Source organism: Bartonella sp. AA83SXKL (genome assembly GCF_042196965.1).
In the GTDB taxonomy this organism is placed as follows: domain Bacteria; phylum Pseudomonadota; class Alphaproteobacteria; order Rhizobiales; family Rhizobiaceae; genus Bartonella.
In genome coordinates this window covers 140,857-166,037 of the sequence record NZ_JBHIRG010000003.1, presented here as the reverse complement: position 1 = coordinate 166,037, position 25,181 = coordinate 140,857, and the positions used below count along the sequence as shown (strand labels likewise).

The following is a 25,181-nucleotide window of genomic DNA, read 5'->3' as shown; positions in this document are numbered from 1 at the left end:
GTATCCTTAACGAGTGGTAAGATAAGAGTAAAGAGGAAATTGATTCGTTATATCTTTTACCTTTTTCTCAACAGCCATTTCAACGACATGATTATCTTCATCACTTTTTGCACTCCGAAGACCATCAAGAACTTCTGAAATCAGATGACCAACTTGAATAAACTCTTTTTCTAAAAAACCACGCGTCGTGGCAGCAGGTGATCCCAAACGAATTCCTGATGTTATAGATGGCGTTTCAGAATCAAAAGGAATGCCATTTTTATTGCAGGTAATATGAGCGCGTCCCAAAGCCAATTCAGCACGTTTACCTGTTAGATTTTTGGAACGTAAATCAACCAACAACAAATGATTATCTGTACCACCAGAAACAATATTAAAACCATTACCCTGTAATGTTTTTGCTAAAGTTTTCGCATTAGCGACAACATTAGCACTATAACTCTTGAAAGAGGGACGCAAAGCCTCCTCAAACGCAACAGCCTTTGCGGCAATCACATGCATTAAAGGACCACCTTGAAGACCAGGAAAAATTGCAGAATTAATTTTTCTGGATAAAGCCTCATCATTTGTCAATATTAAACCACCACGTGGACCTCGAAGCGATTTATGTGTTGTTGTTGTTACAATATGCGCATGTGGAACAGGTGAAGGATGCACGCCACCAGCAACAAGACCAGCAATATGAGACATATCAACGAGTAAATGAGCACCGATTTCATCTGCAATTTCACGGAATCTTTCCCAATCCCATAGCCGTGGATAAGATGAGCCCCCTGCTATAATAAGTTTTGGCTTACGTTCTTTTGCAAGCTGCTCAACCTCATCCATATCAATAATCTGATCTTCTTGACGCACACCATAGGAAACAACATCAAACCATTTTCCTGACATATTAACAGGTGAACCATGCGTAAGGTGACCACCAGCATTTAAATCCAACCCCATAAATGTATCACCAGGCTGAAGTAAAGCTAAAAAGACAGCTTGATTCATTTGGCTACCAGAATTAGGCTGTACATTCGCAAACGCAGCACCGAAAAGCTGTTTTGCCCTTTCAATAGCTAAATCTTCAACGACATCAACAAATTGACACCCACCATAGTAGCGCTTTCTTGGATAACCTTCTGCATACTTATTGGTTAAAACAGACCCCTGCGCTTCAAGGACCGCTCTTGAAACAATATTCTCTGAAGCAATCAGCTCAATTTCATGTTGTTGACGCTCAAACTCCCCTCTAATTGCGTCAAAAATTGCACCATCAACAGTTTGTAAATTATCATTAAAAAAGCGCTTTTGTGCGTCATTTTCTTGCTGAGTCATAAAACACATTCCTAACATAAAAAAATAAAGTCAAGGAACGATAACACAGCAAACCATGCAAACCAAACATTTTAAACTACTTACACTCAAAAATAATGAGGTAAATATTTATCTTAGTTCTTTGTTATAAAAACAACGAAAAACTTCCCTCTCGAGAATGGTAAAAAATGAGATTACATTTCTTTTTTTACACTCTTATTTGTTTACACCTTTTACAAAAGGTATCTATAATCTAAAGAAATTCAATAATTTAATGATTAAAAATAATTTATAATGTGAAAAGCTGAATATAATAGGCAAAGTTAATACGAAGGCAAATAAGAATGCTAATCAAAGTTTTTATTGATGGTGAACATGGCACAACCGGACTACAAATACAAAAACGCTTAGAAAGGCGTACAGATTTAAAACTACTCTCTCTTGCTCATAAAGATCGCCATAATGTTCATCTGCGACAAGACTATCTTAATCAAGCCGATATTGCTATTTTGTGTCTTCCAGATGATGCTGCACGCAAAACAGTTCATTGGCTTAAAAAAAATAAAAACATTAGGATTATTGATAGCTCGACAGCCCACCGTGTTGCACCAGACTGGGTTTACGGTTTTCCTGAAATGACAGCAGGACAAAGAAAGCGCATCCAAGCAGCACATTATATAACCAATCCCGGATGCTATCCTACCGGTGCCATTAGTTTGATTCGTCCACTCCGTGAAGCAGGATTGCTAGACGCCGATTATCCCATCTCGATTAATGCAATCTCCGGCTATACCGGTGGTGGAAAACAGTTGATTTTACAAATGGAAAATCAATCTCAACAAAATATTCAGGACAATTATTTTATCTATGGTCTTAATCTTGAACACAAACATGTGCCAGAAATCAAAATCTATGGACAAATCAATCAAACCCCAATTTTTATACCAAGTGTGGGTCGTTTTCCCCAAGGAATGATTGTGAATCTTCCTCTGCATCGCCATTTATTCACAAAATCAGCAAACTGTTCTGATTTGCGCGAAATTCTCGCAAACCATTACGATGGACAAAATACCATTTTAGTAGCATCACAAGAAGAAACTGTTTCACTTGAAAGACTTAATCCAGAATGTTTAGCCAACAAAGATGGTATGAAACTGTTCGTATTTGGAAATGATCGTGAAGGCATTTTTAATCTCAGCGCCCTATTCGATAATTTAGGAAAAGGCGCATCAGCTGCTGCTGTCCAAAACCTTGATTTAATGCTTTCAGGCAACTAAACTTCATCTAGATACAAGCTTTATTCAACAGCACAAGATGCCCCTTTTGTTGCTCGCCAATGCGCAACAACAAAACACAACACGACTAATGCCATACTTTGATGAATGAGCCCCAAACTTATCGGAACCTCATGTAACAGTGTCAAAATACCTAAAAGTGCTTGGATAATAATCATACCACAGATAAGAAATGCACGACGAGAGTGGGTTGAACGGGGAACATTTTTTTGTACATAGAAAGCATGAATAGCCGAGGCAATCAATAAAAAATAAGCAAAAAATCTATGAATAAACTGAACCGTTAAGGGATTTTCGAATAAATTGAGCCAAACAGGACGATGCTGTAACAATCCATCAGGAATAATCTGACCATCCATAAGGGGCCATGTATTATAGACTTTTCCTGCATGAAGCCCTGCAACCAAAGCACCCCAATAAATCTCTATCAAGACGAGAATAACAAGCCAAGCCGCAAAATATTGCACCTTTTGATTTGCTGGCTTTTCTGAATATTCTGCAAGCCCTCGAGATAAATAAGTAACAAAAACAATAACAAAACATGCCGTTATAAGATGAAATGCCAAACGATATTGGCTCACACTTGTTAAACTACTTTGCCCAATCCCTGAAGCAACCATCCACCAACCAATAAAGCCTTGAAAGGCGATAAGAATAGGTACAACAATAAGCGGGAGTAAGATATTTTTTTCAACACGCTTAGTCGCCCAAAACCAAATGAGCCCCAATAAAGCGACAAGACCAACAAGACGCCCAAGAACACGATGCGCCCATTCCCACCAAAAAATGACCTTAAAAGCACTTAAGGTCATATCAGGATTAAGCAGCTTATATTGTGCTATCTGTTGATATTTTAAAAATTCCTCTTGCCATTGATCCACACCAATCGGTGGAATAACGCCGTGTATTGGCTTCCATTCCGTTATAGATAATCCTGATCCCGTCAAACGAGTAGCGCCACCCACTAAGACAATTGCCAAACACAGCAATAAAATAGAGTAAAGCCACACCTGTATATGTTTTCTATTTTCCTTTTGCACAGGCGTTAAAATGCTATTGTTTAATCTCTTTACTACCATATCTGATTGCCCCACGCTTCTCTCCAACTAAAATGCATTTTAAAATTTAAACATTAACTCTTTGTCTATTTTAGTATGTACTACAACTTTAGCAAAAAACAAGCGTACCACTATAACATGCGATACATATTTCTTTTTTACTTTACGAAGCTTATGATGCTACAACGCGATAAACAGTCTTTGGAAAGCTGTCTACCATCCGCATCATCCATTCTTGTTCATTAAGAACAGTATTACAAATATAATAGTCTGTTAGCTCTGCAAATTGCTCAAACCCATATTTTGGTTCGCTTGCCATCTCTAGGATGATAAAATCATATTCTTTTTTAAATTCTTGTAATATATGAAAAATATCATTTGAAAAATCTTGTGCTGAAATGGCACTTGTTACCCCCTGAGGAAGAATATCAACCCCCGTATCATAATCACGGTAAATAACATCATGCAACTTGGCATTGCCCGTTAAAATATCACTCAGTCCGCGATGTGGACCAATGACTTTCTCTATTTGTTGACCAGAAATATCGACCAACAAAATTGTTTTGTTCTCTTTTGTGAGATGAAGTGAAAGCTTTGCCGCTGTCCGTGCAGCCTCTGGTCCAATGATTGAAATAATGGTTGAAGCACGCCATTTCAAAACATCAGATAATCCCTCTATCGTAATAAAAGCTTCAAAATTTTTCATTTCTTGAGAGACTAAAATATTCTCATTCTTCTTAAGAGAATTTTCTTTTGATCTCAAATCCTCTTCTGAGATTTGGTCTTTTTTCCTTTTAAAGCACGGATAGAATAACAAGATTCCTAGCAAAAGAGTAAGGAAGCTGGCCAATGCACTCACAAGAATATTTTTTCCATAAAGAGCCATAAAAGAAATTGGTGCTAACGTTATTGGCATAACCACGTGGATATTTGTATTTTGTAAGAGAAGAGGATTATCACTCAATCCCCAATATGAACCAATGACTTTTTCTCTTCGTTGAACAGACTTGCTCATCGCTTTATTTTGGACATCGATCGCTGCTTTTATTTTATTTTCAAATTCATTAAATATTTCATTCAAAGATTGGGATTGATCTCTTATAAAAAAACTCACCCTTTTTTGAAGCTGTTTTTCCAATTCCGTTGCAATAACCTCATCTGAATGAACTTGATAAACAATCTGTAAAATTTTATTTTTTAATTGATGAGAAACTGTCTCTAATTCTGCAGTCATCGCTTTAATTTGAGGATGTGTCCACCCTAATTGTGCAGCCATATGTGCTCTTTGCGTTTCCAAGAGATCACGTTTAGATTCCAGAGAAACAATTGCTGAATTGCCTGCAATAAACGATAAAGACAGTAAAGACTGCCCATTTTCACGCATCATGTTAATCGTTGAATTCAAACTTGTTAAATGAATACGCTTTAAAGTTGCTTGCGTTAATTGCATCGAAAGATTATGAAGTTCTGTTTGTTTTACACCACGCTGAATAAAAGAATCAATAGATTTACGAAATTCCTGCACGATATTAAGGATTGCAATATTATCATATTGTTTGTCTTCTAATTTATCATTTAACAAGAATTGTTTCTGTTTTATGATTGCTTGTGAAAATGCGGAAAACCAAGTTTCCAACCCACGTTGAGCTGCTTCAAGTGTCTCGGCTTCAAAAATAAGATCGATAAAATCACCATGACGCGATAAACGGATATTTTCATGATTTTTTTTCTTATAAGAAGCACTTAAAGAAAAATTCGAATCATTGAAGAACATAGGCTGTGAAAACAAAAAAGCGATAACATTGTCTTGCTTTTTAATTGGTAATGGCTTTCCTACAGAATCAGATAATGAAAATGTTAAAGTTGCTTGGTAACCACGGGGCTGGACAAAATAATACAACCAAATCAAAGATACACATAGAATTTGTAATAGCAAAACAATCAAAATGCTTCGCCATACGGTACGTACGAATAGTCTTTTATTACATGTAAGACTCATCTTTATTTTAACCAGCAAAATACTTCTTCATATTGTTTTATTAAGAGAAAGTAGTAACTATCCTCTTAACTTGCTGTCATATTATTTTGAGATAATAAAAATATAAAATTTAAGCACAAATGTTCAAAAATATTTTTAAAGAACTTAATTCATATTTTTTTGAGGCTCTCTAGTTGTTTTTTTGCTTCAGAAGTAACAACCGCTCTAATGGTAATAGACCCATCATCATGCCCTTCTTGCACTATTTCCGCAGAGTTTTCATAAAACCAATCAATAAGCGACATTTCATGAGGTTGTAAAAGATATTCAATGCTTTGCACCTCTCCAAAAATTAGCTTTTCAATGGCTCTTAATAATTGATCGAGTCCATCCCCTTTAAGTGCTGATACCATGAGAGCAGGATTTAATCGCGTCTTTGCGCTTGTTTGTAAAACATTCAATGCTTGCTCATCTAACATATCAATCTTATTCCAAACTTCTATGATGTGCTCCATATCATCAATATCGATATCAAGACTTGAAAGCACTTCTAAAACATCTTGGGCATGTGCTCGATGATCAAGATCTGACATATCTCTTACATGAAGAATGAGATCCGCTTCAACCACTTCTTCAAGGGTTGCTCTAAAAGCTGCAATCAAATTCGTTGGCAAGTTAGAAATAAACCCTACAGTATCAGACAAAAGAACAGTTTTTCCATGGGGAAGAACAACTTTGCGCAAAGTCGGATCAAGCGTTGCAAATAACATATTCTTTGCTAAAACATCTGCACCGCTTAAACGGTTAAAGAGAGTTGACTTTCCTGTATTCGTATATCCTACCAGTGCCACAACAGGATAAGATGTTTTTTTCCTTTTTGCTCTATGAAGTGCACGCGTTTTAATAACCGTTTGCAATTCGCGGCGAATACGAATAATTTTTTCTTGTAAAAGACGCCTATCTGCTTCAATTTGCGTCTCACCAGGTCCACCTAGGAAGCCACGCCCCCCCCGTTGCCTTTCCAAGTGCGTCCAACTCCGCACAAGCCTCCCTTTTTGATAGGACAAACGCGCTAACTCTACTTGCAAAACTCCTTCTTTTGTTCGTGCACGGTCCCCAAAAATTTCAAGAATCAAAGCCGTTCTATCGATAACTTTGCAATTCCACAATTTTTCTAAATTACGCTGCTGTACTGGCGTTAAAAAGTGATCTACAATCACAAGCTCAATAGAATATTCATCTATATAACAGGTTAACGCATCTACTTTACCTTTTCCAAAGAGAGTCGCAGAGCGAGGCGTTGCAATATTTATCGTTTCATAATTAACAACTTCTAACCTTATGGCACGTGCTAACCCCAATGATTCTTTAACACGAGAAGATATAGAACACTCTCTCAAAGAGCTTTCACTTCTATTTTCTTGAAAAATCGGTATCAAAACAAGTGCGCGCACCTGTCCTGTATTCTGCGAAAATACCCCTCCTAATCTCTCATTTTCATTTATCATAGCAATCTAAGTACTTTTAAATGGGATAAGAGGTCTATCTTAAAATGATATGTTTACTCAGGACTTTCACCCTCAAACATCTGTACAGGCTGTCCAGGCATAATCGTAGAAATAGCATGCTTATAAACTAATTGCGCGTGTCCATCTCGGCGCAAAAGAACACAAAAATTATCAAATGAAGTTACAATACCCGTGAGTTTAACGCCATTGACAAGAAAAATTGTAAGGGAAATTTTTTGCTTACGCACCGTATTTAAAAACACATCTTGCAGGTGTTGTGATCGCTCTGCCATTATTCTTACACCTTTATCTAGATTGCATAAAATATTCGTGCATGCATATCGACTGAAAAATATCCAATTGTCAACGTAGAAGCTTAAAAATTCAGCAACAAACAACTGAAATTAGAGAAAAAACGGCTCTTTAACACAATAATAAAGTACAACTTACGAAAAGCTATATTAAATTAAAAATTTTTCCACGTTTACTTTTTTATGAGCTTACAATTCAAAGGCATACTTTTATACATCCTAAGCTATTACAGACTATATGTGATGATGAATCTGCTTCGTTTAGAATCAATAAAAGTAAGCGGACAACAACATTTATTAACGATTACCGATATTAAAGAGAGGCATTTGCACCTTACTGTATATATAACCGCTATTAAAGTCCTTATTTCAAAGACTGCCGGCTTATAAAGCTTTCTATAAACACAAGTTGTAAACAGTATTTTTGTTTTAGTTAGATTTAAATAATAAATTGTTTTTACTATATTTTATAACATTTTTAAACAGGGTACAAGAAACCGCGTTAACTTTATCTTGATAAGTTTTTAAAATTTTTCCCTAAGCATATTCCTTTCTAAATAATTAACAGCTAGTATGTAGAAATTATGTGGAAGAGGACGTATCCCTTTTCCGGCTGTAAGAGTACGAGGCGAGTATGGCACGCAGAACAAAATTGCAAACATTTGAAGTTGAAGTTGAAGAAGCCCTCACAAAAGCTATGAACTTTGATTTCGATGACACAGAATTTGAAACGATATCATCCAATAATTCTGAAAATGTTGTTAATGTCGATGATCTGATTCAAAAAATTGCAATGGCAGAAGAAGAATTTTTTGCTGAAAACGGTACGTCAACTTTTGTTTCTAATATTTATGATGAAGCTGTTATTGATAAATCCGTTGTTGAACAGCTTTTTGCTCCAAAACCTTCACCTGATATTTCAGGTGGAACCGTTCATAATACATTATTGCCTACAAAACTTCTTCCCGCAAATGATGATATAACAACCCCTGTAAATTTTGGACCATTCAAGCAGCGTTCTTCCTCTCGAGTCTACTGGTATACAACAGCGCTTAGTGCTTTATGGGCAACGGGAGGAGCTTTTATTGCGCATAAGCTCGCACCTACCGGACTCAGCTCCTTATCCAATATCAGCACTTTTGTTACATCCCCAACAGGACTTACTGTAGCAGCCGGAACAGCAATTCCTATCCTTATATCTTGGGGCGTTGCTCAATTAACAAAACGTTCAAACGACTTGCATAATATTGCGCTTCTTATGACCAATGCTGCACAGCGCCTTAGTGAACCACAACATCTATCTGAAAAACAAGCTATTGCTATAGGGCAAACCATTCGTGAAGAAGTAGCAGCAATGAACGAAGGTATTGAACGTACCCTCGGACGTGCTGTTGAACTTGAAGCAATCATACAAGGTGAAGTTCATAATCTAGAACAAGCCTATGCTGAAAATGAATCACGCATTCACACATTAATCAAAGAATTGAGTAATGAACGCATAGCCATTTTGAATCATGCAGATCGCGTACAATCAACAATTAAAGGAACCCAAGAACAACTGAGTGATGAATTTGGTTTGGTTACCTCTAACATTGTAACCAATGTTGAAAAGCTTGCACAAACCCTTTCTCAAACTTTACAAAAACAAGGCGAAGACCTCGTTGAAAAACTTTCCTATGCTGGTGATGGCGTAACAAATCAGCTTGTTGAAAAATTTAACAAAACAACAACACAAATTCAGCAGAAAAACACGGAATTTTTTCATGAATTAGGAAAAAACTTCGATGGCTTTGCAAAACGATTTGATCATAATGAAAAACAAATAGAAAAAACTTTTAATGAAACAGCTGAAAAAGCAGAAGTACATGTTGCTAAAATTGCAACACATATACAAGCAGTAACAGATCAAACTTTGCACGCTGTCGATGAAAAGTTTAAAGCCTTGGATAAAGCTCTTATTGATCGTAATAATCAATCTCTACAGAATTTTGATGAGAAGATCTTAAAGCTCGACGACCAAGCACATAAACTCTCTTCTAAATTTGATAACGTAACCTCGCAAGCAATTGGAGCCTTTGAACAACGTTTAGCAACGGTTGATCTTTCTCTTAAAGAACATAGTGATTCCATCATTGATTCCTTTATAGAACGCAGTCAGGCTTTAGAGGATAATGCTGAAAAACTTGGTAACTTCTTGGAAGCTCATGTCTTGAAAATAAATGAGAACCTCCAAGAAAAAACAGCAGACATTACCCATGCATTTACAAATGGACGTGAAGCTATTCTTTCTGCAATTGATAAAAGTAAAGAAAGTCTGAGAGAAGAAATTCAATATGTCGACAATGCCATTGTTGATATCATACAAGAACGTTCACAAGATTTTAAAGTACAACTTTCTGATCAACGAGCTCTTATGGCAGACATGCTCGATAACGAGAAGAATAAAATTGCGGATACATTAAGAAATCAAATTGATGTTTTATCCCAAAATACTTCTCATATTGAAAAAGTTTTGGCTGACAATATTCAAGTCGTTGATAAACAAGCTGAAAATCATATTACAAACATCATTCAATGCACTGAAAAGTTACAAGATGTCATTGTACAAAGTTGTAATACAACCCAAGATGCTTTAGAAGCACAAGCGAGAAATATTGATATCCGTGCCGATGCTCTGCGCGACTCTTTAGCGATTAATAGTTTTTCTCTCAATGAAGTTCTTGCCGATCAAGCACGCACACTTGAACAACGCATGGAAACAATCCATAATCTCATTGCAAAAAGTGATATACGTGTCGATGTTGCATTGAAACAACAAATAGATTTAGTTGAGAGTGCAATTGTCGCCAATAATAAAAACATTACTGAAACGGTTCAAGATCATATCAAAAACCTTGAAAGCCATGCCGAAATTTTAAAGAATACGCTCTCTCAATCGAGTGGTGTTTTCTTTGAAACCCTTGAAACACGTATGGAATCATTCGATACAGATCTAGAAGATCGTGCACACAAAATTTTTGAACGGACAACAACGCTAGAGGAAACATTATCTGAAAAATTTAGCCAAATCTGTGAAGCCATTGATATGCAAACATCTGTTATTGAGGAACGTTCTGACACATTAAAAACGTCTCTCATGATTAATAATGAGCAAAGTCAGATAATTCAACAAGCGCTGGAAAGCAGTGTTGACAATATGCGTGTAACCTTAGAAGACTCTGTTAATACAGTGACAGATAACCTGCATAATAAGATTATAAAAGCTTCTGATATTCTTTCTTCTACGAGTGAACAAATTCTTTCATCTGTTACAAATGTTACTGCACAAGCAGAAAATATTCTCTCAGAATCAGGCAATCGCATTGTATCAAATGTCAAAAAAACTGTTTATGATACCAGTGAAAAAGTTCTGTCAGTTCTGTCTGAACAAACAGCGCATACTGTCGAAGCTTTCGCAACAGCCAGTCATAATGCACAAGCATTATTGAATGAAACTATTCACACATCAACAACAGCAATAGAACAAGTTCTTAATGAACGCTGTGATGTTCTTCATCACTCTATGCAAAATCTTAAAAATAATTTAGGATATCAACTCTCTGATGTAACGAGCCGTCTGGAAGATGCTGGAAATCAAACAACAACACAAATTTCAGAACATGTTGGAAAAATAACAGAGCTTACAAATCACTTAAATCAAGCAGCGCAAAATACGACAGAATCAATTGATTCTTTAACACAGCATATCGGTGAACAACTCTCTCTTTCCACACAAAATGCTGAACAAAGAATTTATGCACATAATGAATCTTTAGTGAATAGCTTAACCAAAGCTAACTCTGAAACACTTCAAACAATAACGATTATGAAGGAAGAGCTTGTTAATAATGTCTCATCCATCTTAACACAGTTGAATCAATCAATTTACAATTTTCAGGAAAATAGTAATGTTTTATTATCGGCTGTTCAAAATATTGATGGGCAGTTTAATGAGAGTACGAATAATTTTTTCCGCAACACGGACCAAGTAGCAGAGCGTTTGTCAGCCTCAAATCAAGCGCTCAATACTAATGTTGAAATTCTGCAAGGACTTTCAAAGAGTACCTTTGAACAAATTAATCATATAACGAGTAGTTTTGGTGAACATGCAAAGACACTTTCCCAAACTATTCATGTTCTTGAACAGTCTGAAAATTCACTTAGTGCAACACTTGAAGAAAAACATAATACGCTTTCTGTATTAAGCGATGCTCTTGTTTCAAAGTCTCATGAAATTAATCAAATGATTGGGCATTATGAAAAAATCTTCAACTTAGCACTTGAACGCTCTGATAAGAATGCGCGTAACTCCACAAATTCATTCCAACAATCACTTAATAAGCTTGTTAGTGAAGCATCAACGCGTTTTTCAGAAGCAGCAGAAGATATACGTCGCTCCGCTGATGAAGTTCGTTTAGAGCTTTCAAAGATTAATAATGATATCAATGAAAATGTAAAAAAACTTCCAGAAAAAACAAAAGAAACAACGCAAACAATTCGCACAGCTTTGAATGAACAGATTACAGCGTTACAAGATTTAGTCAGTGTTATACAAAATGATCAAAAGAGCGCACAAAAACAGCTAATATCAGCATTTCCTACATCATCAATGTTTAATCAAAAAAGTGACAGTTCCACTGAGTCTGTTAAAAAGATTGTGCCACCTAAGCCTATTTTGCAACAAGATCAAAGCAAAAAAAGACCAAATAAATGGGTATCAAATCTCTTAGAAAGAGCTTCACGTGAAGAAACATTTTATGATGCTCCCCCTAGTGATGATGTTTTAACATCAGTGCAAACAAAACCATCTCCTGCAAACTGCTCTCTTAATTCATTAGCTTCTGGTATAGTGCAAGCTATTAATCACAATGCCATTGTTGAGCTATGGGATCATTATCAACGTGGACAAAAAAACATCGTAACAGAACGCCTTTATACCTTAAATGGACAAAAAATATTTGAAATGATTAAGAAAAAATATATGAGCGATTTTGGGTTTAAACGTTCAGTGAATCAATATGTTACGGATTTCGAAAAGCTCTTACGTGATATATCGCGCAGTTCTGGCTCTTCCAACTCAGTTCGCAAGTACTTGATATCAGATACCGGAAAAGTTTATACTATGCTTGCTCATGCAAGTGGTCGAATCCAATAACAAATAAGAAAGTGGAAAAAGATATTTTTCCACTTTCTCTCTCCAGTTGTTTTAATGGCTCATCATAGAATGCTTTTTTTTCAACTGTAGCTTTGTACTTCAAAGGTTGGGATAATTGGCATGCGGTTTTCTTTGACATCCTAAGCAATAACCCTAAAGAAGCGTAATGGCTTATCAAACAACGTATCATTCTAAGAATGATAAAGCATGTCTTCTATTTCCTTATCTTTTTCTTAACTCCTTTATTTTTCATAGTTTCATAAAGGTACAAAATCGGTAATAATTATTTTTATTAATTGTGAAAAAATTCATGCTTTTGTATTAAAATAGCTCATAGAAACACTTCTATTTATTTTTTTTAATGTTTTTTATCCACATATTACTCTCGTTGAATTATCTAAGTAAATATTTTTTATTATATTAGGTGAATTTGAGCTAAAAGAATCTTATTGTATTCAAATTTCTCATTCAACATACGAGATGATTCATTATAAATTATAAAGTTCGCATTATTAAGAGTTCAATTGAATAATAAATAAAACAACTCCCATTTTTAAAGTTCCAATTTCCTTTTAAATAGCTGCAAAAATAATTTATAAATTGCAAATTGTTATTTAAAATTTCTTCTACCTCCCTATAGAAATTTAAATAAAGAAGATGAAGTTAATAGAAAGCACTCTTCTTTTCTTTCCTTAAGTTGTAAGCATTGCAAAAAAAATAATGGCTTGGTAATGTAATTATTAGTAATATTTTATTCGTTTGTAGACTAATCAATTTTTACGGGTTTTATTAAGGAAAGAAAAAACTAATCGTGCTGCTATCAATGAAATTATTCATGCACACAAACAAAAAGAATTATCAAACTGGTTTTACAATCCAGAAGAGTTTTCTCATACTCATACATTTTGATATTCAGAGAAATGAGGATTTATTAGTGGACAAAACCTTATCGTAGATGGAACATCTCATATACACATACGCTAACTTGGATATCATAAAAATGTCTAGAGAACAAAATAGTGATTTCAGTTCACCAAAAGCTGAACTTGACAGTGCCGCACTTTTTTATCACCAACACCCAAAACCTGGAAAATTGGAAATACAAGCAACAAAACCTCTTGATAATCAACGTGATTTAGCTCTTGCTTATTCTCCAGGCGTTGCAGCACCATGTCTTGCGATTCATGAAGATCCCAATCTTGCTGCTCAATATACCTCCCGTGCTAATTTAGTCGCTGTTATATCCAATGGAACTGCTGTTCTTGGTTTAGGGAACATTGGTCCACTCGCTTCCAAGCCAGTTATGGAAGGCAAAGCCGTTTTATTTAAAAAATTTGCGAATATTGATGTTTTTGATATTGAAATTGATGCATCCGATATAGAACAAATGGTACAAACAATATCGACCTTAGAACCTACATTTGGTGGTATTAATCTTGAAGACATTAAGGCTCCTGAATGTTTTGACATCGAAGAAAAACTTCGTGCTAAAATGAAAATTCCAGTTTTTCATGATGACCAACATGGAACTGCCATTATTGTTTCTGCGGCTGTATTAAATGCCTTAAATCTTTCAGGAAAAAAAATTGAAAATGCAAAAATAGTTACCTCAGGTGCAGGTGCTGCTGCCCTCGCTTGCCTTAATCTTTTGGTTCGTCTTGGGGCAAAAGTTGAAAATATTTGGCTTAGTGACTTAGAGGGAGTTGTATATGAAGGTCGCAAGACCCTTATGGATCGTTGGAAAATCAATTACGCACAAAAAACGGACGCACGAACTTTATCTGATATTATTGATGATGCGGATATTTTTCTAGGCCTATCTGCGGGTGGTGTTTTAAAGCCTGAATATCTTAAAAGAATGGCTCAAAATCCACTCATTTTAGCACTGGCTAATCCAGTACCAGAAATTATGCCTGAAGAAGCACGCTCTATACGACCAGATGCAATGATCTGCACAGGACGCTCTGATTATCCCAATCAAGTTAATAATGTCCTTTGTTTTCCCTATATCTTCCGTGGTGCATTAGACGTAGGTGCTAGTGCAATTAATGAAGAAATGAAAATGGCCGCTGTTCATGCGATTGCTGCCCTTGCACGTGAAGAAACTTCAGATGTTGTAGCACGTGCATACTCGAAAGAACCACCCAATTTTGGACCAGACTATCTGATCCCCTCTCCTTTTGATCCGCGTTTAATACTGCGTATTGCTCCCGCTGTTGCTAAAGCAGCAATGACAACTGGTGTCGCCATTCGTCCCATTGAAGATATGGAGGCCTACTATGATATCCTCAATCGATTTGTCTTTCTTTCTGGTTTAACAATGAAACCTGTTTTTGCTGCAGCAAAAACAGCAAAACGTAAACGCGTCATCTATGCCAATGGTGAAGATGAACGCGTCCTTCGTGCAGCACAAGTTGTCATTGAAGAACAAACAGCAACGCCCCTCCTTATCGGCCGTCCACATGTCGTAGAAGCAAGATTAAAACGCTTTGGTTTAAGAATTCGTCCTGGTATAGATTTTGAATTAACAAACCCTGAAGATGATCCACGTTTTCGTGATTATGTTAATTTATTTTTTCATTATACAGGGAGGCGTGGTGTTACGCCTGAAATGGCAAAAACAGTAGTGAGAACATCAACAACGGCTATTGCTGCCCTTGCCGTTATGCGTGAAGAAGCAGATGCAATGATTTGCGGCTTAGAAGGACGCTTTGAACGTCAACTTGAATTGATTGAACAAATTATCGGTCTTGATCCTCATGTTCACCGTTTTTCTGCTATGAGTTTGCTTATCTCTCAACAACGTACTCTTTTCCTCACAGATACTTACGTCAATGAAAATCCTTCTGCAGAAGAAATCGCTGAAATGACTGTGTTGGCAGCTCAAGAAGTTGAAGCATTTGGAATAACACCAAAAGCAGCCTTATTATCACACTCAAACTTTGGTTCTAAAAACACAGAAAGTGCGCGTAAAATGCGACGAGCAACAGAAATTCTTGCCAAATTACACCCTGATTTAGAAGCAGATGGTGAAATGCATGCTGATGCTGCCCTTTCCAAAGTTTTTCGTGATCGTGTTTTTCCTAATTCTCGTCTTAAAAGTGAAGCTAATTTGCTTGTCTTTCCAACACTTGATTCAGCCAATATCACGCTCAACACTGTTAAAAGCCTCACAAATGCACTCCATGTTGGTCCTATTCTAATCGGGGCAGCACGTCCCGCCCATATCTTAACGCCTTCAGTAACTTCCCGGGGAGTTGTTAATATAACAGCCCTTGCTGTCCTTGCTGCCAATAGAAAAAATAGTCTTGTAAAATAAATGCGCAATAAAATTTCAAAGTTTTTTAAATATTGAGATATAGTATTTCATGTACTGTAAACCTCTTTTCTCTATAGATAAAGACAGCTATATTCTGGATTAAGTCTTTTTTTTAAAGAGAAAAAAGGCTAGAAGAACAATATTAAATGTATTTTGAATTTACTAACTCTATAATAAGGAATCCGTACATTGCCTTCCACGTTTGATAAAGTTGCTGATATCATTGCAGAAATCAGTGAAATTGATCGCAATACAATTACACCTGAGAGTCATACAATTGACGATTTAGGAATCGACAGTCTTGATTTTCTTGATATTGTTTTCGCTATTGATAAAGCTTTCGGAATAAAAGTCCCTCTAGAACAATGGACACAAGAAGTCAACGAAGGTACCGTTGCAACAGAAGAATACTTTGTTCTTAAAAACCTTTGTGCAAAAATTGATGATCTCGTTGCCTTAAAACAGGCGGAGTAGTTTTTTCGCCATGCATGATCAATCTGTATTCATTACTGGTATAGGTCTCATAAGCTCTCTGGGGGCAGGAACTGATCAACATTGGAATCTCTTAAATGATCCAATCCGTACACCAAACCTAGATTATACAACTTTTTCACCTTACACGGTTCATAAATTGCCCGAAATTGATTGGAGTTTACAAATTCCTAAAAAAAGTGATCAACGGCAAATGGGAACATGGCAGCGTCTTGGTACCTATGCGGCTGGTCTTGCTCTTGATGATGCCGGCATAAAAAATAATGAACAACTCACTTCAACAATGGATATGATCGTAGCGGCAAGTGGGGGAGAACGTGATATTACTGTTGATACACAGATTCTTTCTAAAGCGCGCGCAGTTGCCGATCATGCTTCTATGTTAAATGTTGCTCTTTCAACTGAACTTCGTCCAACATTATTTTTGGCACAACTTTCAAACCTTTTGGCAGGAAACATTTCAATTGTTCATAAAGTCACTGGATCATCTCGTACATTTATGGGAGAAGAAGGCAGTGGTCTTTCTGCACTTCAAATTGCTGTAGCTCGTATTAAATCAGGTCAAAGTACCCATGCTCTTGTAGGAAGTTCCTATAATGCACAAAGTTATGATATGTTGTTGGCGCATGAGCTTGGTGGTCTTTTAACCCATAATGGATGGAGCCCAGTGTGGGATCGTGGAATCTATCCAGGCGGCGGTGTCATAGCAGGTTCTGGTGGGATCTTCCTAGTTATTGAAAGTGGAGAACATGCCAAAAAACGCAACGCACGTGCTTATGCTGAAATTAGCCAAATTATTACAGACCAAACAGATAGAACCAAAATTCCACTTAGAGATTCAATTGCAACAATGTTAAAAACTGCGGGCGCTAAATCTGCCTTAGCCATTTCAGCAGCCTCAGGAGCTCACGAAGCAACAAAAGCAGAACAAAATGCTCTTGATAATGCTGATCTATTTTACCGTGGCATTACAACATTATTTGGTTATATGCGGGAAGCACAATTTCCTCTAGCTCTAGCTCTTGCAGCACTTTCAATTGAAAAAAAACGCGGTTTTCCAGTGTTAAGTCCTCATGAAAAACCTTTTTCTAAAGAAGTACGTGAAATATTTGTTACAACGATTGGTATAAAAAGAGCTGAAGGTATTGTGCGTCTTACTGCTGTTTGAAGGGGAATTTCTATAGTGAAATATCATGATCATTTTGGGCGTCCACTTGTAGCAATAACTGGTGCAGGCATTGTCACATCACTGGGACAAGGGAAACATGAAAATTGGCAAAAATTAACTAGCGGTGTAAGTGGTATCCACAAAATAACACGTTTTCCCGTTGAGGGATTAAATACATATATTGCTGGAACAATTGATTTTCTTAAAGAAAGTACACTTGGTGCTTCAGCTCTCTCTGAGAAGCTTGCACATCTTTCTGCTGAAGAAGCTTTAGAACAAGCTACTATTGATAAAAAAAATTTTAATGGACCACTCTTTCTAGCTGCTCCTCCTGTTGAACTTGAATGGAAAGCACGTTTTAGTCTTGATCAAGAGGAAGAATTCAATAATGAGCCTTCTTATGCACATCTTCTTAAAGTCTGTAAGGATAAACTCCATGAGACGCTTTTTGAATCCACACAATTTGGTGCAATTGCAGAAAAACTTCAAAAAACATTTGGCACAAAAGGACTTCCTGTTACACTTTCCACTGCCTGTGCATCTGGTGCAACAGCAATTCAATTAGGTGTTGAGTCTATTAGACGGAGAGAGACAAATAGAGCTCTCATAATTGCGACAGATGGATCAGTTTCAGCAGAATCTCTTATTCGTTTTTCGCTACTATCTGCTCTTTCAACTCAGAATGAGCCTCCAGAAAAAGCAGCAAAACCCTTTAGCCGTGATCGAGATGGTTTTGTTATGGCAGAAGGCTCAGGCGCTCTTGTTCTTGAATCTCTTCAAAGCGCATTAAACCGTAATGCTACAGTTTTAGGAATTTTAGCTGGCTGTGGAGAAACCGCCGATGACTTTCACCGTACACGTTCAAAACCCGATGCATCACCAGCAATTGAATCCGTTCGCAAAGCTTTAGACGATGCAAAAATAACCATCAATGAAATTGACTATATTAATGCCCACGGAACTTCAACACCTGAAAATGAGAAAATGGAATATCTTGCATTATCAACAGTATTCGGTGATCTTTTAGAGCATATTCCTGTCTCTTCTAATAAATCAATGATTGGGCATACATTAACTGCTGCTGGTGCAATAGAAGCGGTTTTTTCGCTTTTAACCATTCAATCGGGAATACTTCCACCGACAATAAATTATGATAATCCTGACCCTACTATCCCTTTAGATGTTGTTCCTCATCATAGCCGTAAGTCCTGTGTCAATGCGGTTTTGTCAAACTCATTTGGATTTGGTGGTCAAAATATGAGTCTTGTTATCACTGCATATAAAGGATAATCCTTTAATAATAAAATTTTATAACGCTAACCAATAATATATTTAAGGGGGATGATAATGCGTGCACTGAAACTCTTCGATGATCGTCGGCTTGAAATCACCAATATTTCCCCGCCATCTTCACCTAGTATAGGTGAAGTAACTGTGCGGATAAAAGCCGTTGCTCTTAATCATATTGATGTATGGGGATGGCGTGGCATGGCTTTTGCGAAAAGAAAAATGCCACTCATCATTGGTGCAGAAGCCTCTGGTGAGGTTATACAAATAGGAGATGGCGTTGAACATCTCCAACTTGGACAGATTGTCTCAATTTATGGTGCACAAACCTGCGGAGTATGCCAAGCTTGTCATGAAGGACGGGATAATCTTTGCAGTAATGTAAAGGGAGTCTATGGTTTTCACCTTGATGGATTTGCGTGTGAGCTTGTCAATTTGCCAGCACGTTTATTAGTTCCATCACCTCCCCAATGTGATGAATTGCAAGCAGCAGTTGCTCCAATTACTTTTGGTACCGTAGAACATATGCTTTTCGATAACGCAAAACTACAAGCAGGAGAAACAATCCTGGTACAGGCTGGTGGCTCAGGTATTGGTTCTGCAGCCATTCAACTTGCAAAACACATGGGCTGTACAGTTATCACAACTGTAGGTTCAGATGAAAAAATTGCAAAAGCGCACTCTCTTGGGGCAGATCATGTGATTAATTATCGTAAAGATCGTTTTGAAGGTGTAGTGCGTAAATTAACCCAAAAAAAAGGTGTTGATGTTGTTTTTGAGCATGTTGGTGTCGATACATGGAACGGTTCTCTGTTATGTATGAAAAAAGGAGCACGCTTAGTGACTTGCGGTTCTACCTCTGGTGTTTCAGCACCAATAAATCTCATGCAATTATTCCAGCAACAGCTCAAGATATTCGGTTCATTTGGCTGCCGTATGGAAAATATGAAAAATGCCATGCAAAAAATGGCACAAAAAGCCGTACACCCTGTCATTGATACAATTGTTGGGCTGGATGAAATTGATACAGCTTTAAAACGAATGGAGAGTCGTGATGTTTTTGGTAAAATTATCCTTAAAATCGATTAAATCATGATGAAGCTTTCTCTTAAAAATCTCATATATCGTATTAAAATTATAGCTAAAAAAATATCCTACTTGTTATGGGCATATCTACTCTTTGGTTCTTTATTTATTCTAAAATGTTTTCCAGCCAAAATGGGAATTTCTTTTTTTGCTTGGTTAGCAAAAAAAATTGGTCCCCTTGTACATCGTCATCAAATCACACTTGCAAACCTTAGGAGTGCATATCCAGAAAAAACAGAGCAAGAACTCCGTGCGATTGCAATAGAAATGTGGGAAAATATAGGACGTTTCCTAGCTGAATATATTTTTCTTGATAAAATTTTTGATTTTGATCCTCATGCAGACGAGCCAGGTTTCATTGAGGTTAAAGGCATTGAAATATTTGAGCGATTAAAAAATGAAAAAAAACCACATATTTTTTTCACCGCACATACTGGCAATTTTGAACTTCTGCCTATTTGTGCACAAAGTTTTGATCTTAATGTTACGGTATTATTTAGACCACCCAATAATCCCTATGTTGCCAAACGAATCCTTAAAGCACGACAAACTTCTATGGGACATCTTGTTCCCTCCAAGGCCGGTGCAGCATGGGCATTAGCAGCCAAATTAGAAGAAGGTGAAAATGTTGGTATGCTCGTTGATCAAAAATTTCGCCGCGGTATCATGGGAACATTTTTTAACAGACCTCTTAAAACAAACCCCTTAATTATAAAACTTGCTCGACAATATGACTGTGATATTTATCCAGCACGTTGTATTCGTTTGCCTAGTGGACGTCATCGTTTAGAGTTATATGAACATGTAGAACTTCCACGTGATGAAAAAAATGATATCGATATAGCTGCTTCTACGCAAAAATTAAATGATATTGTTGAATCTTGGGTCCGTGAATATCCTGGACAATGGATGTGGTTACATAGACGTTGGGACATCTAACATAAGCTCTATTGCTTACAAAGGAAGTGCAAAATGTTAGCCTCAAAAGATATCAGAGATCTCACTACAATTATCACTGCATTACGAAACTCTGATAATGGTTGTATCTGGCATAAAAAACAAACTTTTGAATCCCTCATACCCTATATGCTCGAAGAAGTTTACGAAGTCATCGATGCCATTGAACGAAAAAATCGAAAGGATCTCTGTGAAGAACTTGGGGATCTTCTTTTACAAGTTGTCTATCATGCTACCATAGCACAAGAAGAAGGCAGCTTTACTTTTGAAGATGTTGTTTATGCAATCACGGAAAAAATGATTCGACGCCATCCTCATGTTTTTGGAAATGCCGAGCAAAAAAAACGAGGATTTATAAAAGAGGAGTGGGAATATATAAAAAAAAGAGAACAGGTTGAACAAAAAAGAATGTGCGAAGAAAAAAACAACAATTCCTCCACAAGCATACTCGCAACAGTAAAACAAATCCAGCCAGCAAACCAAGAGGCACTTGCTTTACAAGAAGCAGCAGCTAAAGTAGGTTTTGATTGGCAAAAAAGTGATAAAGTTTTTGAAAAAATAGAAGAAGAACTGGAAGAGCTCAAAGAAGCCATCAAAAGTAAACAAAACTCAGAAATAGAAGCAGAGTTTGGAGATCTCTACTTTATACTTCTTAATCTCGCGCGCCACTTAGCGATTGATTCACAAAAAGCATTAAAAAAAACGAATATAAAATTTCGAAATCGTTTCGCCTATATTGAAGAAAAGCTATCCACTCAATCTAAAACACTCACTGACGCATCCTTGAATGAAATGGAAGCACTTTGGAAGCAAGCTAAAAATGAACGATAAAAAATAGTAGATTTCTTCTACCTAAAAGAACAAGCCCCTCTAAAATTACTAAATTATAATTTAGCTCAGCTCAATTTGTTTTATATTGATCCTGCGTAGCAGGACGAAGTTCCACCGATTCGCCACACCCGCATGCTGAAACTTGATTAGGATTTTTAAAGACAAAACCAGACCGCAACGTTGTCACTTCATAATCCATCTGCGTTCCTAATAAAAATAATACCGCATCATGTGCTACAAAAACACGGGCACCATTCACTTCAACAACATCCGCAGCTATCCCCTTTTCTTTGACAAGAGTAATTGTATACTCCATCCCTGCACAACCACCTTTTTTGATACCAACAAGAATACCCTGTGCATCTTTTGCATCCATAATCGCTTTAACACGATCCACTGCTGCTTGCGTCAAATTTATTACCGAAAAACGGCTCATCCTTTACTCTTTTCTTAGTTCAATAGACACTTTGAAAGTTTTTCCTCTATAATATTTTATCTGATATTTTAGAAAAAAAAACGAAACATCAATTAAAGCATTCTGACCTTGTTTATTTGGATAAAAATACATACCCGTAAAACGAGATTTGTAATTATACAATCCAGAACTTACAATTTTTTATCCACATAAAATGCAAAATACCTCATCTATAAAACTCTAAAAAACGAAACTTTTCAAAACCATACATTCACTCCTCTTCTTTTGAAAATCCTTATCTTTTTAGAAAAGTAACGATTAGGTAAGAAAACAATATACCTTCCGCACTCATTTGCTCCAATTCATACCCCTAAAATCACCAATCTTACCCCCCTCCTCACAATCTCAAAAGTAATTAAATGCATACATCTATTAACTATAAAGCTAAAAATTTAATGATCACAAAGAATTTTACAAATTCGTTATTTATCTTGAATTAACAACAAAATATTGATGTCCAAAATTTTTACTTTCAAAAGCTCTAAGTGCAAAAGCATTTTAGATTTTATTCTGTTTATTTTTTCTCTTGCCTTTAAAGAAACAGTCATTTAATCGTTTTACACGAACTCGGAGCGTAGCGCAGCTTGGTAGCGCACTTGACTGGGGGTCAAGGGGTCGTGGGTTCAAATCCCGCCGCTCCGACCATTTTTAAAATGCTATAAAATAAGCTTACTTAAAAAGTGAATTATTATGCATTTCAATTGCACACACATGATTTTTTTCTTCAACGTAGAATAATGTGCAATGATATTTTATCATAAATTCGAGATAAGCTGTTTTATTAAAATGCGCTTCGCTCTTAGGAAAACACATACGAAACGCGAGACCTTTTGCCTCGCGTTTTTTATTCTTCAGAAAAATTTATAATTATCCGATCTCATATTTTCTAAATTTTCTTTACACGATAACGTCGCTGTTATCATTTTTTGTAATGGATGGTGACATCTGTACGGTTATCTTTTTGGGTTTTAATTCAGCTGGCATTTCCCTTTTAAGCTGAATATGAAGAAGCCCATCTCCAAGTTCTGCCCCAATAACCTTAACATGATCAGCCAAATGAAAACGCCGTTCAAAAGCACGCGAAGCAATACCTCGATAAAGGAATTCTCGCTCTTCATCATCATTTTTAGACTTTCTGTCTCCCTTAACGATCAGCTGGTTACAATGCGTTTCAATATCAATTTCATCTTGAGAAAAACCAGCAACAGCCATAGAAATTCTATAAGAATCTTCAGTTAAACGCTCGATATTATAAGGGGGATAAGAAGAAACTTCGTCTGGTTGTGTTCTAGAATCAAACCAGTTAAAAAGATGATCAAAACCTACTGTGGAACGATAAAATGGTGAAAAATCTACTTGACGCATAATATTGCCCTCCTCTAGAGCGACTATAATTTATAATTAATTCACAAAGTTCCCACATGGCAAACTTACTTGTGAACCTGCGGCCCCATCATGGCAACCGCACTATATTATCTAGTAATCGTTTTTCTTTATTTCAACTCTTTGGGACCTAAATTGATAAAAACTATCTAAAAAGCAATATACCCCTTTTTTAATCCTCTTTCTTCATTACATAAATATCAAAGCACTAAACGGCAAATACACTGTAAAAAGGATTTCAATTGGAAACACCTCTTTATCCCATAGACTGGGGTTCCACTTCTCTTAATATCCATCATGATACTCTTAAAATAGCAATAGATCACGAAATTCGTTTTGCTATAACATATCCTGAGGTGAAAAAATCTAAGGGAACAATTGTTATTCTCAAAAGCTACGCAAATACTTTAGAAAAATATTTTTTATTAATAAATGAAATTTCTAAACGCGGTTTTCATACAGCAATATTTGACTGCTTTGATCAAAAAAAAATATCCTTCAAGATAAGAAAACAAAGACGATATCATTGTTTTGATATAAATAATGATATTAATGACTTATATAAATTTCTTAAAAATATTGTTTATCCTAATTATCCGCCGCCTTACTCTATGCTCACCTATGGCATAGGTGGATTGATAGCACTTAGCGGATTAGATCTCATTAATCATCAGTTTAATAGATTGCTCTGTGTTTCTCCTCTTTTTGCTCCATTCGGCAATAAAACGAATAGTTTTCAACATAAATTAACACAATTTCTTTCTGATATAGGTCTTGGCTTTATACCAGTGAAAGATGGGAAAAAATTAAACAAGACAAAACAAAAAAATATACAATTGGGACACATACATAAAGTGCCGCTCCCTTCCATTAAGCCCCCAACATCCCAATGGATGGCTTCAGTATTTAATGCGATTGATTCTATGAAGAGAAATGTACTTCATGGAAATTTACGAATCCCAACACTCTTTATTCTTGCCAATCAAAACAATATTGCAAACAACATTGAAGTGCGGCAATTATGCCAACACACACGTCTAACAGAAAGTATTACTATTACAGGCGCTGAACTGGATACAATTATGGTTAACGAAGATTATAAAAAACAATTTTGGGCTGCATTTGATGCCTTTATTCCCGATAATGTATCTGTAAAATAACACTAAACCTTAATTTCCGCTCCACCCCATCAAAAAAGAAAATTTCTACGAGCATTGGATCTACAAACACTTTATAAATATAATAGATTTTTCTTTCCAACCACTCATATGATTCGTTTTCTAGCCTTTACAGGCAAGCCATGACCTAAATATTCACCACGCATTCTAATAAAAAACTAATATACAAAGTATATCATTACATTAAATAATATTATTTTACATCATAAAAAATAACTTAATAAAAAAACTATTTATATAAATAAAAATAATAAATATATCTTAATATAACATGATACATATTTACAAATAAAGCATCAAAATACTATTTTTGATCTTTTATTAAGTGATAATTTAATATTATATCTAGGAAAACAATAGTT

Annotated in this window: 17 protein-coding genes and 1 tRNA gene; 11 read left to right on the top strand and 7 right to left on the bottom strand. The window is 36.1% G+C overall.

Annotated features, from left to right (window positions below):
- Nucleotides 1-6: 6 nt before the first annotated feature.
- Nucleotides 7-1,320: a serine hydroxymethyltransferase gene (glyA, locus tag ACFINO_RS02855; protein ID WP_375634485.1), complete on the bottom strand. Its 1,314-nt coding sequence runs from the start codon at nt 1,318-1,320 to the stop codon at nt 7-9.
- Nucleotides 1,321-1,643: 323 nt separating this feature from the next.
- Here glyA and argC point away from each other — a divergent pair, with 323 nt between their 5' ends.
- Nucleotides 1,644-2,576: an N-acetyl-gamma-glutamyl-phosphate reductase gene (argC, locus tag ACFINO_RS02850; RefSeq protein WP_375655015.1), complete on the top strand. Its 933-nt coding sequence runs from the start codon at nt 1,644-1,646 to the stop codon at nt 2,574-2,576.
- 20 nt (nt 2,577-2,596) lie between these two features.
- Here argC and ACFINO_RS02845 read toward each other — a convergent pair whose 3' ends face one another.
- The 4 genes from ACFINO_RS02845 to hfq all read right to left on the bottom strand — a co-directional run bounded on the left by ACFINO_RS02845 (nt 2,597) and on the right by hfq (nt 7,431).
- Nucleotides 2,597-3,673 (bottom strand): COX15/CtaA family protein, encoded by a 1,077-nt coding sequence (locus ACFINO_RS02845; RefSeq protein WP_375655023.1) that lies wholly within the window; start codon nt 3,671-3,673, stop codon nt 2,597-2,599.
- A 151-nt stretch (nt 3,674-3,824) separates the two neighbouring features.
- The gene (locus ACFINO_RS02840) at nt 3,825-5,651 is read right to left on the bottom strand and encodes a hypothetical protein (protein ID WP_375655014.1); all 1,827 of its coding nucleotides are present in this window, start codon (nt 5,649-5,651) and stop codon (nt 3,825-3,827) included.
- Nucleotides 5,652-5,800: 149 nt separating this feature from the next.
- The gene (gene hflX, locus ACFINO_RS02835) at nt 5,801-7,138 is read right to left on the bottom strand and encodes a GTPase HflX (protein WP_375633154.1); all 1,338 of its coding nucleotides are present in this window, start codon (nt 7,136-7,138) and stop codon (nt 5,801-5,803) included.
- Between the two features lie 53 nt (nt 7,139-7,191).
- A complete protein-coding gene (gene hfq / locus ACFINO_RS02830; protein ID WP_005773461.1) occupies nt 7,192-7,431 on the bottom strand; it encodes an RNA chaperone Hfq in 240 nt (79 codons plus the stop codon).
- A 652-nt stretch (nt 7,432-8,083) separates the two neighbouring features.
- Here hfq and ACFINO_RS02825 point away from each other — a divergent pair.
- The 8 genes from ACFINO_RS02825 to mazG all read left to right on the top strand — a co-directional run bounded on the left by ACFINO_RS02825 (nt 8,084) and on the right by mazG (nt 21,783).
- Complete coding sequence (locus ACFINO_RS02825; protein ID WP_375655013.1) at nt 8,084-12,643, top strand: hypothetical protein; 4,560 nt, start codon at nt 8,084-8,086, stop codon at nt 12,641-12,643.
- A gap of 1,000 nt (nt 12,644-13,643) precedes the next feature.
- Nucleotides 13,644-15,962 (top strand): NADP-dependent malic enzyme, encoded by a 2,319-nt coding sequence (locus ACFINO_RS02820; protein ID WP_375618513.1) that lies wholly within the window; start codon nt 13,644-13,646, stop codon nt 15,960-15,962.
- A gap of 189 nt (nt 15,963-16,151) precedes the next feature.
- Nucleotides 16,152-16,436, top strand: coding sequence for an acyl carrier protein (locus ACFINO_RS02815; RefSeq protein WP_005773457.1), 285 nt, complete (start codon nt 16,152-16,154; stop codon nt 16,434-16,436).
- Between the two features lie 10 nt (nt 16,437-16,446).
- The gene (locus tag ACFINO_RS02810; protein WP_375655012.1) at nt 16,447-17,622 is read left to right on the top strand and encodes a beta-ketoacyl-ACP synthase; all 1,176 of its coding nucleotides are present in this window, start codon (nt 16,447-16,449) and stop codon (nt 17,620-17,622) included.
- A gap of 15 nt (nt 17,623-17,637) precedes the next feature.
- Nucleotides 17,638-18,912: a beta-ketoacyl-ACP synthase gene (locus tag ACFINO_RS02805; protein ID WP_375633157.1), complete on the top strand. Its 1,275-nt coding sequence runs from the start codon at nt 17,638-17,640 to the stop codon at nt 18,910-18,912.
- A gap of 57 nt (nt 18,913-18,969) precedes the next feature.
- A complete protein-coding gene (locus ACFINO_RS02800; protein WP_375633158.1) occupies nt 18,970-19,998 on the top strand; it encodes a zinc-binding dehydrogenase in 1,029 nt (342 codons plus the stop codon).
- 6 nt (nt 19,999-20,004) lie between these two features.
- On the top strand, nt 20,005-20,934 hold the full coding sequence (locus tag ACFINO_RS02795; protein WP_273791402.1) for a lipid A biosynthesis lauroyl acyltransferase: 930 nt from the start codon (nt 20,005-20,007) through the stop codon (nt 20,932-20,934).
- Between the two features lie 33 nt (nt 20,935-20,967).
- Nucleotides 20,968-21,783: a nucleoside triphosphate pyrophosphohydrolase gene (gene mazG, locus ACFINO_RS02790; RefSeq protein WP_375633159.1), complete on the top strand. Its 816-nt coding sequence runs from the start codon at nt 20,968-20,970 to the stop codon at nt 21,781-21,783.
- A 70-nt stretch (nt 21,784-21,853) separates the two neighbouring features.
- Here the strand turns inward: mazG and ACFINO_RS02785 are convergent, their stop codons facing one another.
- Nucleotides 21,854-22,219 carry an iron-sulfur cluster assembly accessory protein gene (locus tag ACFINO_RS02785; protein ID WP_375633160.1) on the bottom strand — a complete coding sequence of 122 codons (366 nt, stop codon included), beginning with the start codon at nt 22,217-22,219 and terminating at the stop codon, nt 21,854-21,856.
- Between the two features lie 607 nt (nt 22,220-22,826).
- Between ACFINO_RS02785 and ACFINO_RS02780 the strand changes: the two genes are divergently transcribed.
- Nucleotides 22,827-22,903: transfer RNA gene (locus ACFINO_RS02780), tRNA-Pro, on the top strand.
- Nucleotides 22,904-23,155: 252 nt separating this feature from the next.
- On the opposite strand, the gene ACFINO_RS02775 is transcribed toward ACFINO_RS02780, so the two are convergent.
- Nucleotides 23,156-23,623 carry an Hsp20 family protein gene (locus ACFINO_RS02775; protein WP_375613075.1) on the bottom strand — a complete coding sequence of 156 codons (468 nt, stop codon included), beginning with the start codon at nt 23,621-23,623 and terminating at the stop codon, nt 23,156-23,158.
- Between the two features lie 260 nt (nt 23,624-23,883).
- On the opposite strand from ACFINO_RS02775, the gene ACFINO_RS02770 reads away from it, so the two are divergent.
- A complete protein-coding gene (locus ACFINO_RS02770; RefSeq protein WP_375655011.1) occupies nt 23,884-24,801 on the top strand; it encodes a serine aminopeptidase domain-containing protein in 918 nt (305 codons plus the stop codon).
- Nucleotides 24,802-25,181: the final 380 nt, after the last annotated feature.

Bases quoted from the DNA above. Each gene is read 5' to 3' on its own strand.
- ACFINO_RS02820 (WP_375618513.1), top strand. From the start codon at position 13,644: ATGTCTAGAGAACAAAATAGTGATTTCAGTTCACCAAAAGCTGAACTT.
- hflX (WP_375633154.1), bottom strand. From the start codon at position 7,138: ATGATAAATGAAAATGAGAGATTAGGAGGGGTATTTTCGCAGAATACA.
- ACFINO_RS02810 (WP_375655012.1), top strand. From the start codon at position 16,447: ATGCATGATCAATCTGTATTCATTACTGGTATAGGTCTCATAAGCTCT.
- ACFINO_RS02785 (WP_375633160.1), bottom strand. From the start codon at position 22,219: ATGAGCCGTTTTTCGGTAATAAATTTGACGCAAGCAGCAGTGGATCGT.
- glyA (WP_375634485.1), bottom strand. From the start codon at position 1,320: ATGACTCAGCAAGAAAATGACGCACAAAAGCGCTTTTTTAATGATAAT.
- ACFINO_RS02795 (WP_273791402.1), top strand. From the start codon at position 20,005: ATGAAGCTTTCTCTTAAAAATCTCATATATCGTATTAAAATTATAGCT.
- argC (WP_375655015.1), top strand. From the start codon at position 1,644: ATGCTAATCAAAGTTTTTATTGATGGTGAACATGGCACAACCGGACTA.
- ACFINO_RS02800 (WP_375633158.1), top strand. From the start codon at position 18,970: ATGCGTGCACTGAAACTCTTCGATGATCGTCGGCTTGAAATCACCAAT.
- ACFINO_RS02840 (WP_375655014.1), bottom strand. From the start codon at position 5,651: ATGAGTCTTACATGTAATAAAAGACTATTCGTACGTACCGTATGGCGA.
- hfq (WP_005773461.1), bottom strand. From the start codon at position 7,431: ATGGCAGAGCGATCACAACACCTGCAAGATGTGTTTTTAAATACGGTG.
- ACFINO_RS02825 (WP_375655013.1), top strand. From the start codon at position 8,084: ATGGCACGCAGAACAAAATTGCAAACATTTGAAGTTGAAGTTGAAGAA.
- ACFINO_RS02775 (WP_375613075.1), bottom strand. From the start codon at position 23,623: ATGCGTCAAGTAGATTTTTCACCATTTTATCGTTCCACAGTAGGTTTT.
- mazG (WP_375633159.1), top strand. From the start codon at position 20,968: ATGTTAGCCTCAAAAGATATCAGAGATCTCACTACAATTATCACTGCA.
- ACFINO_RS02845 (WP_375655023.1), bottom strand. From the start codon at position 3,673: ATGGTAGTAAAGAGATTAAACAATAGCATTTTAACGCCTGTGCAAAAG.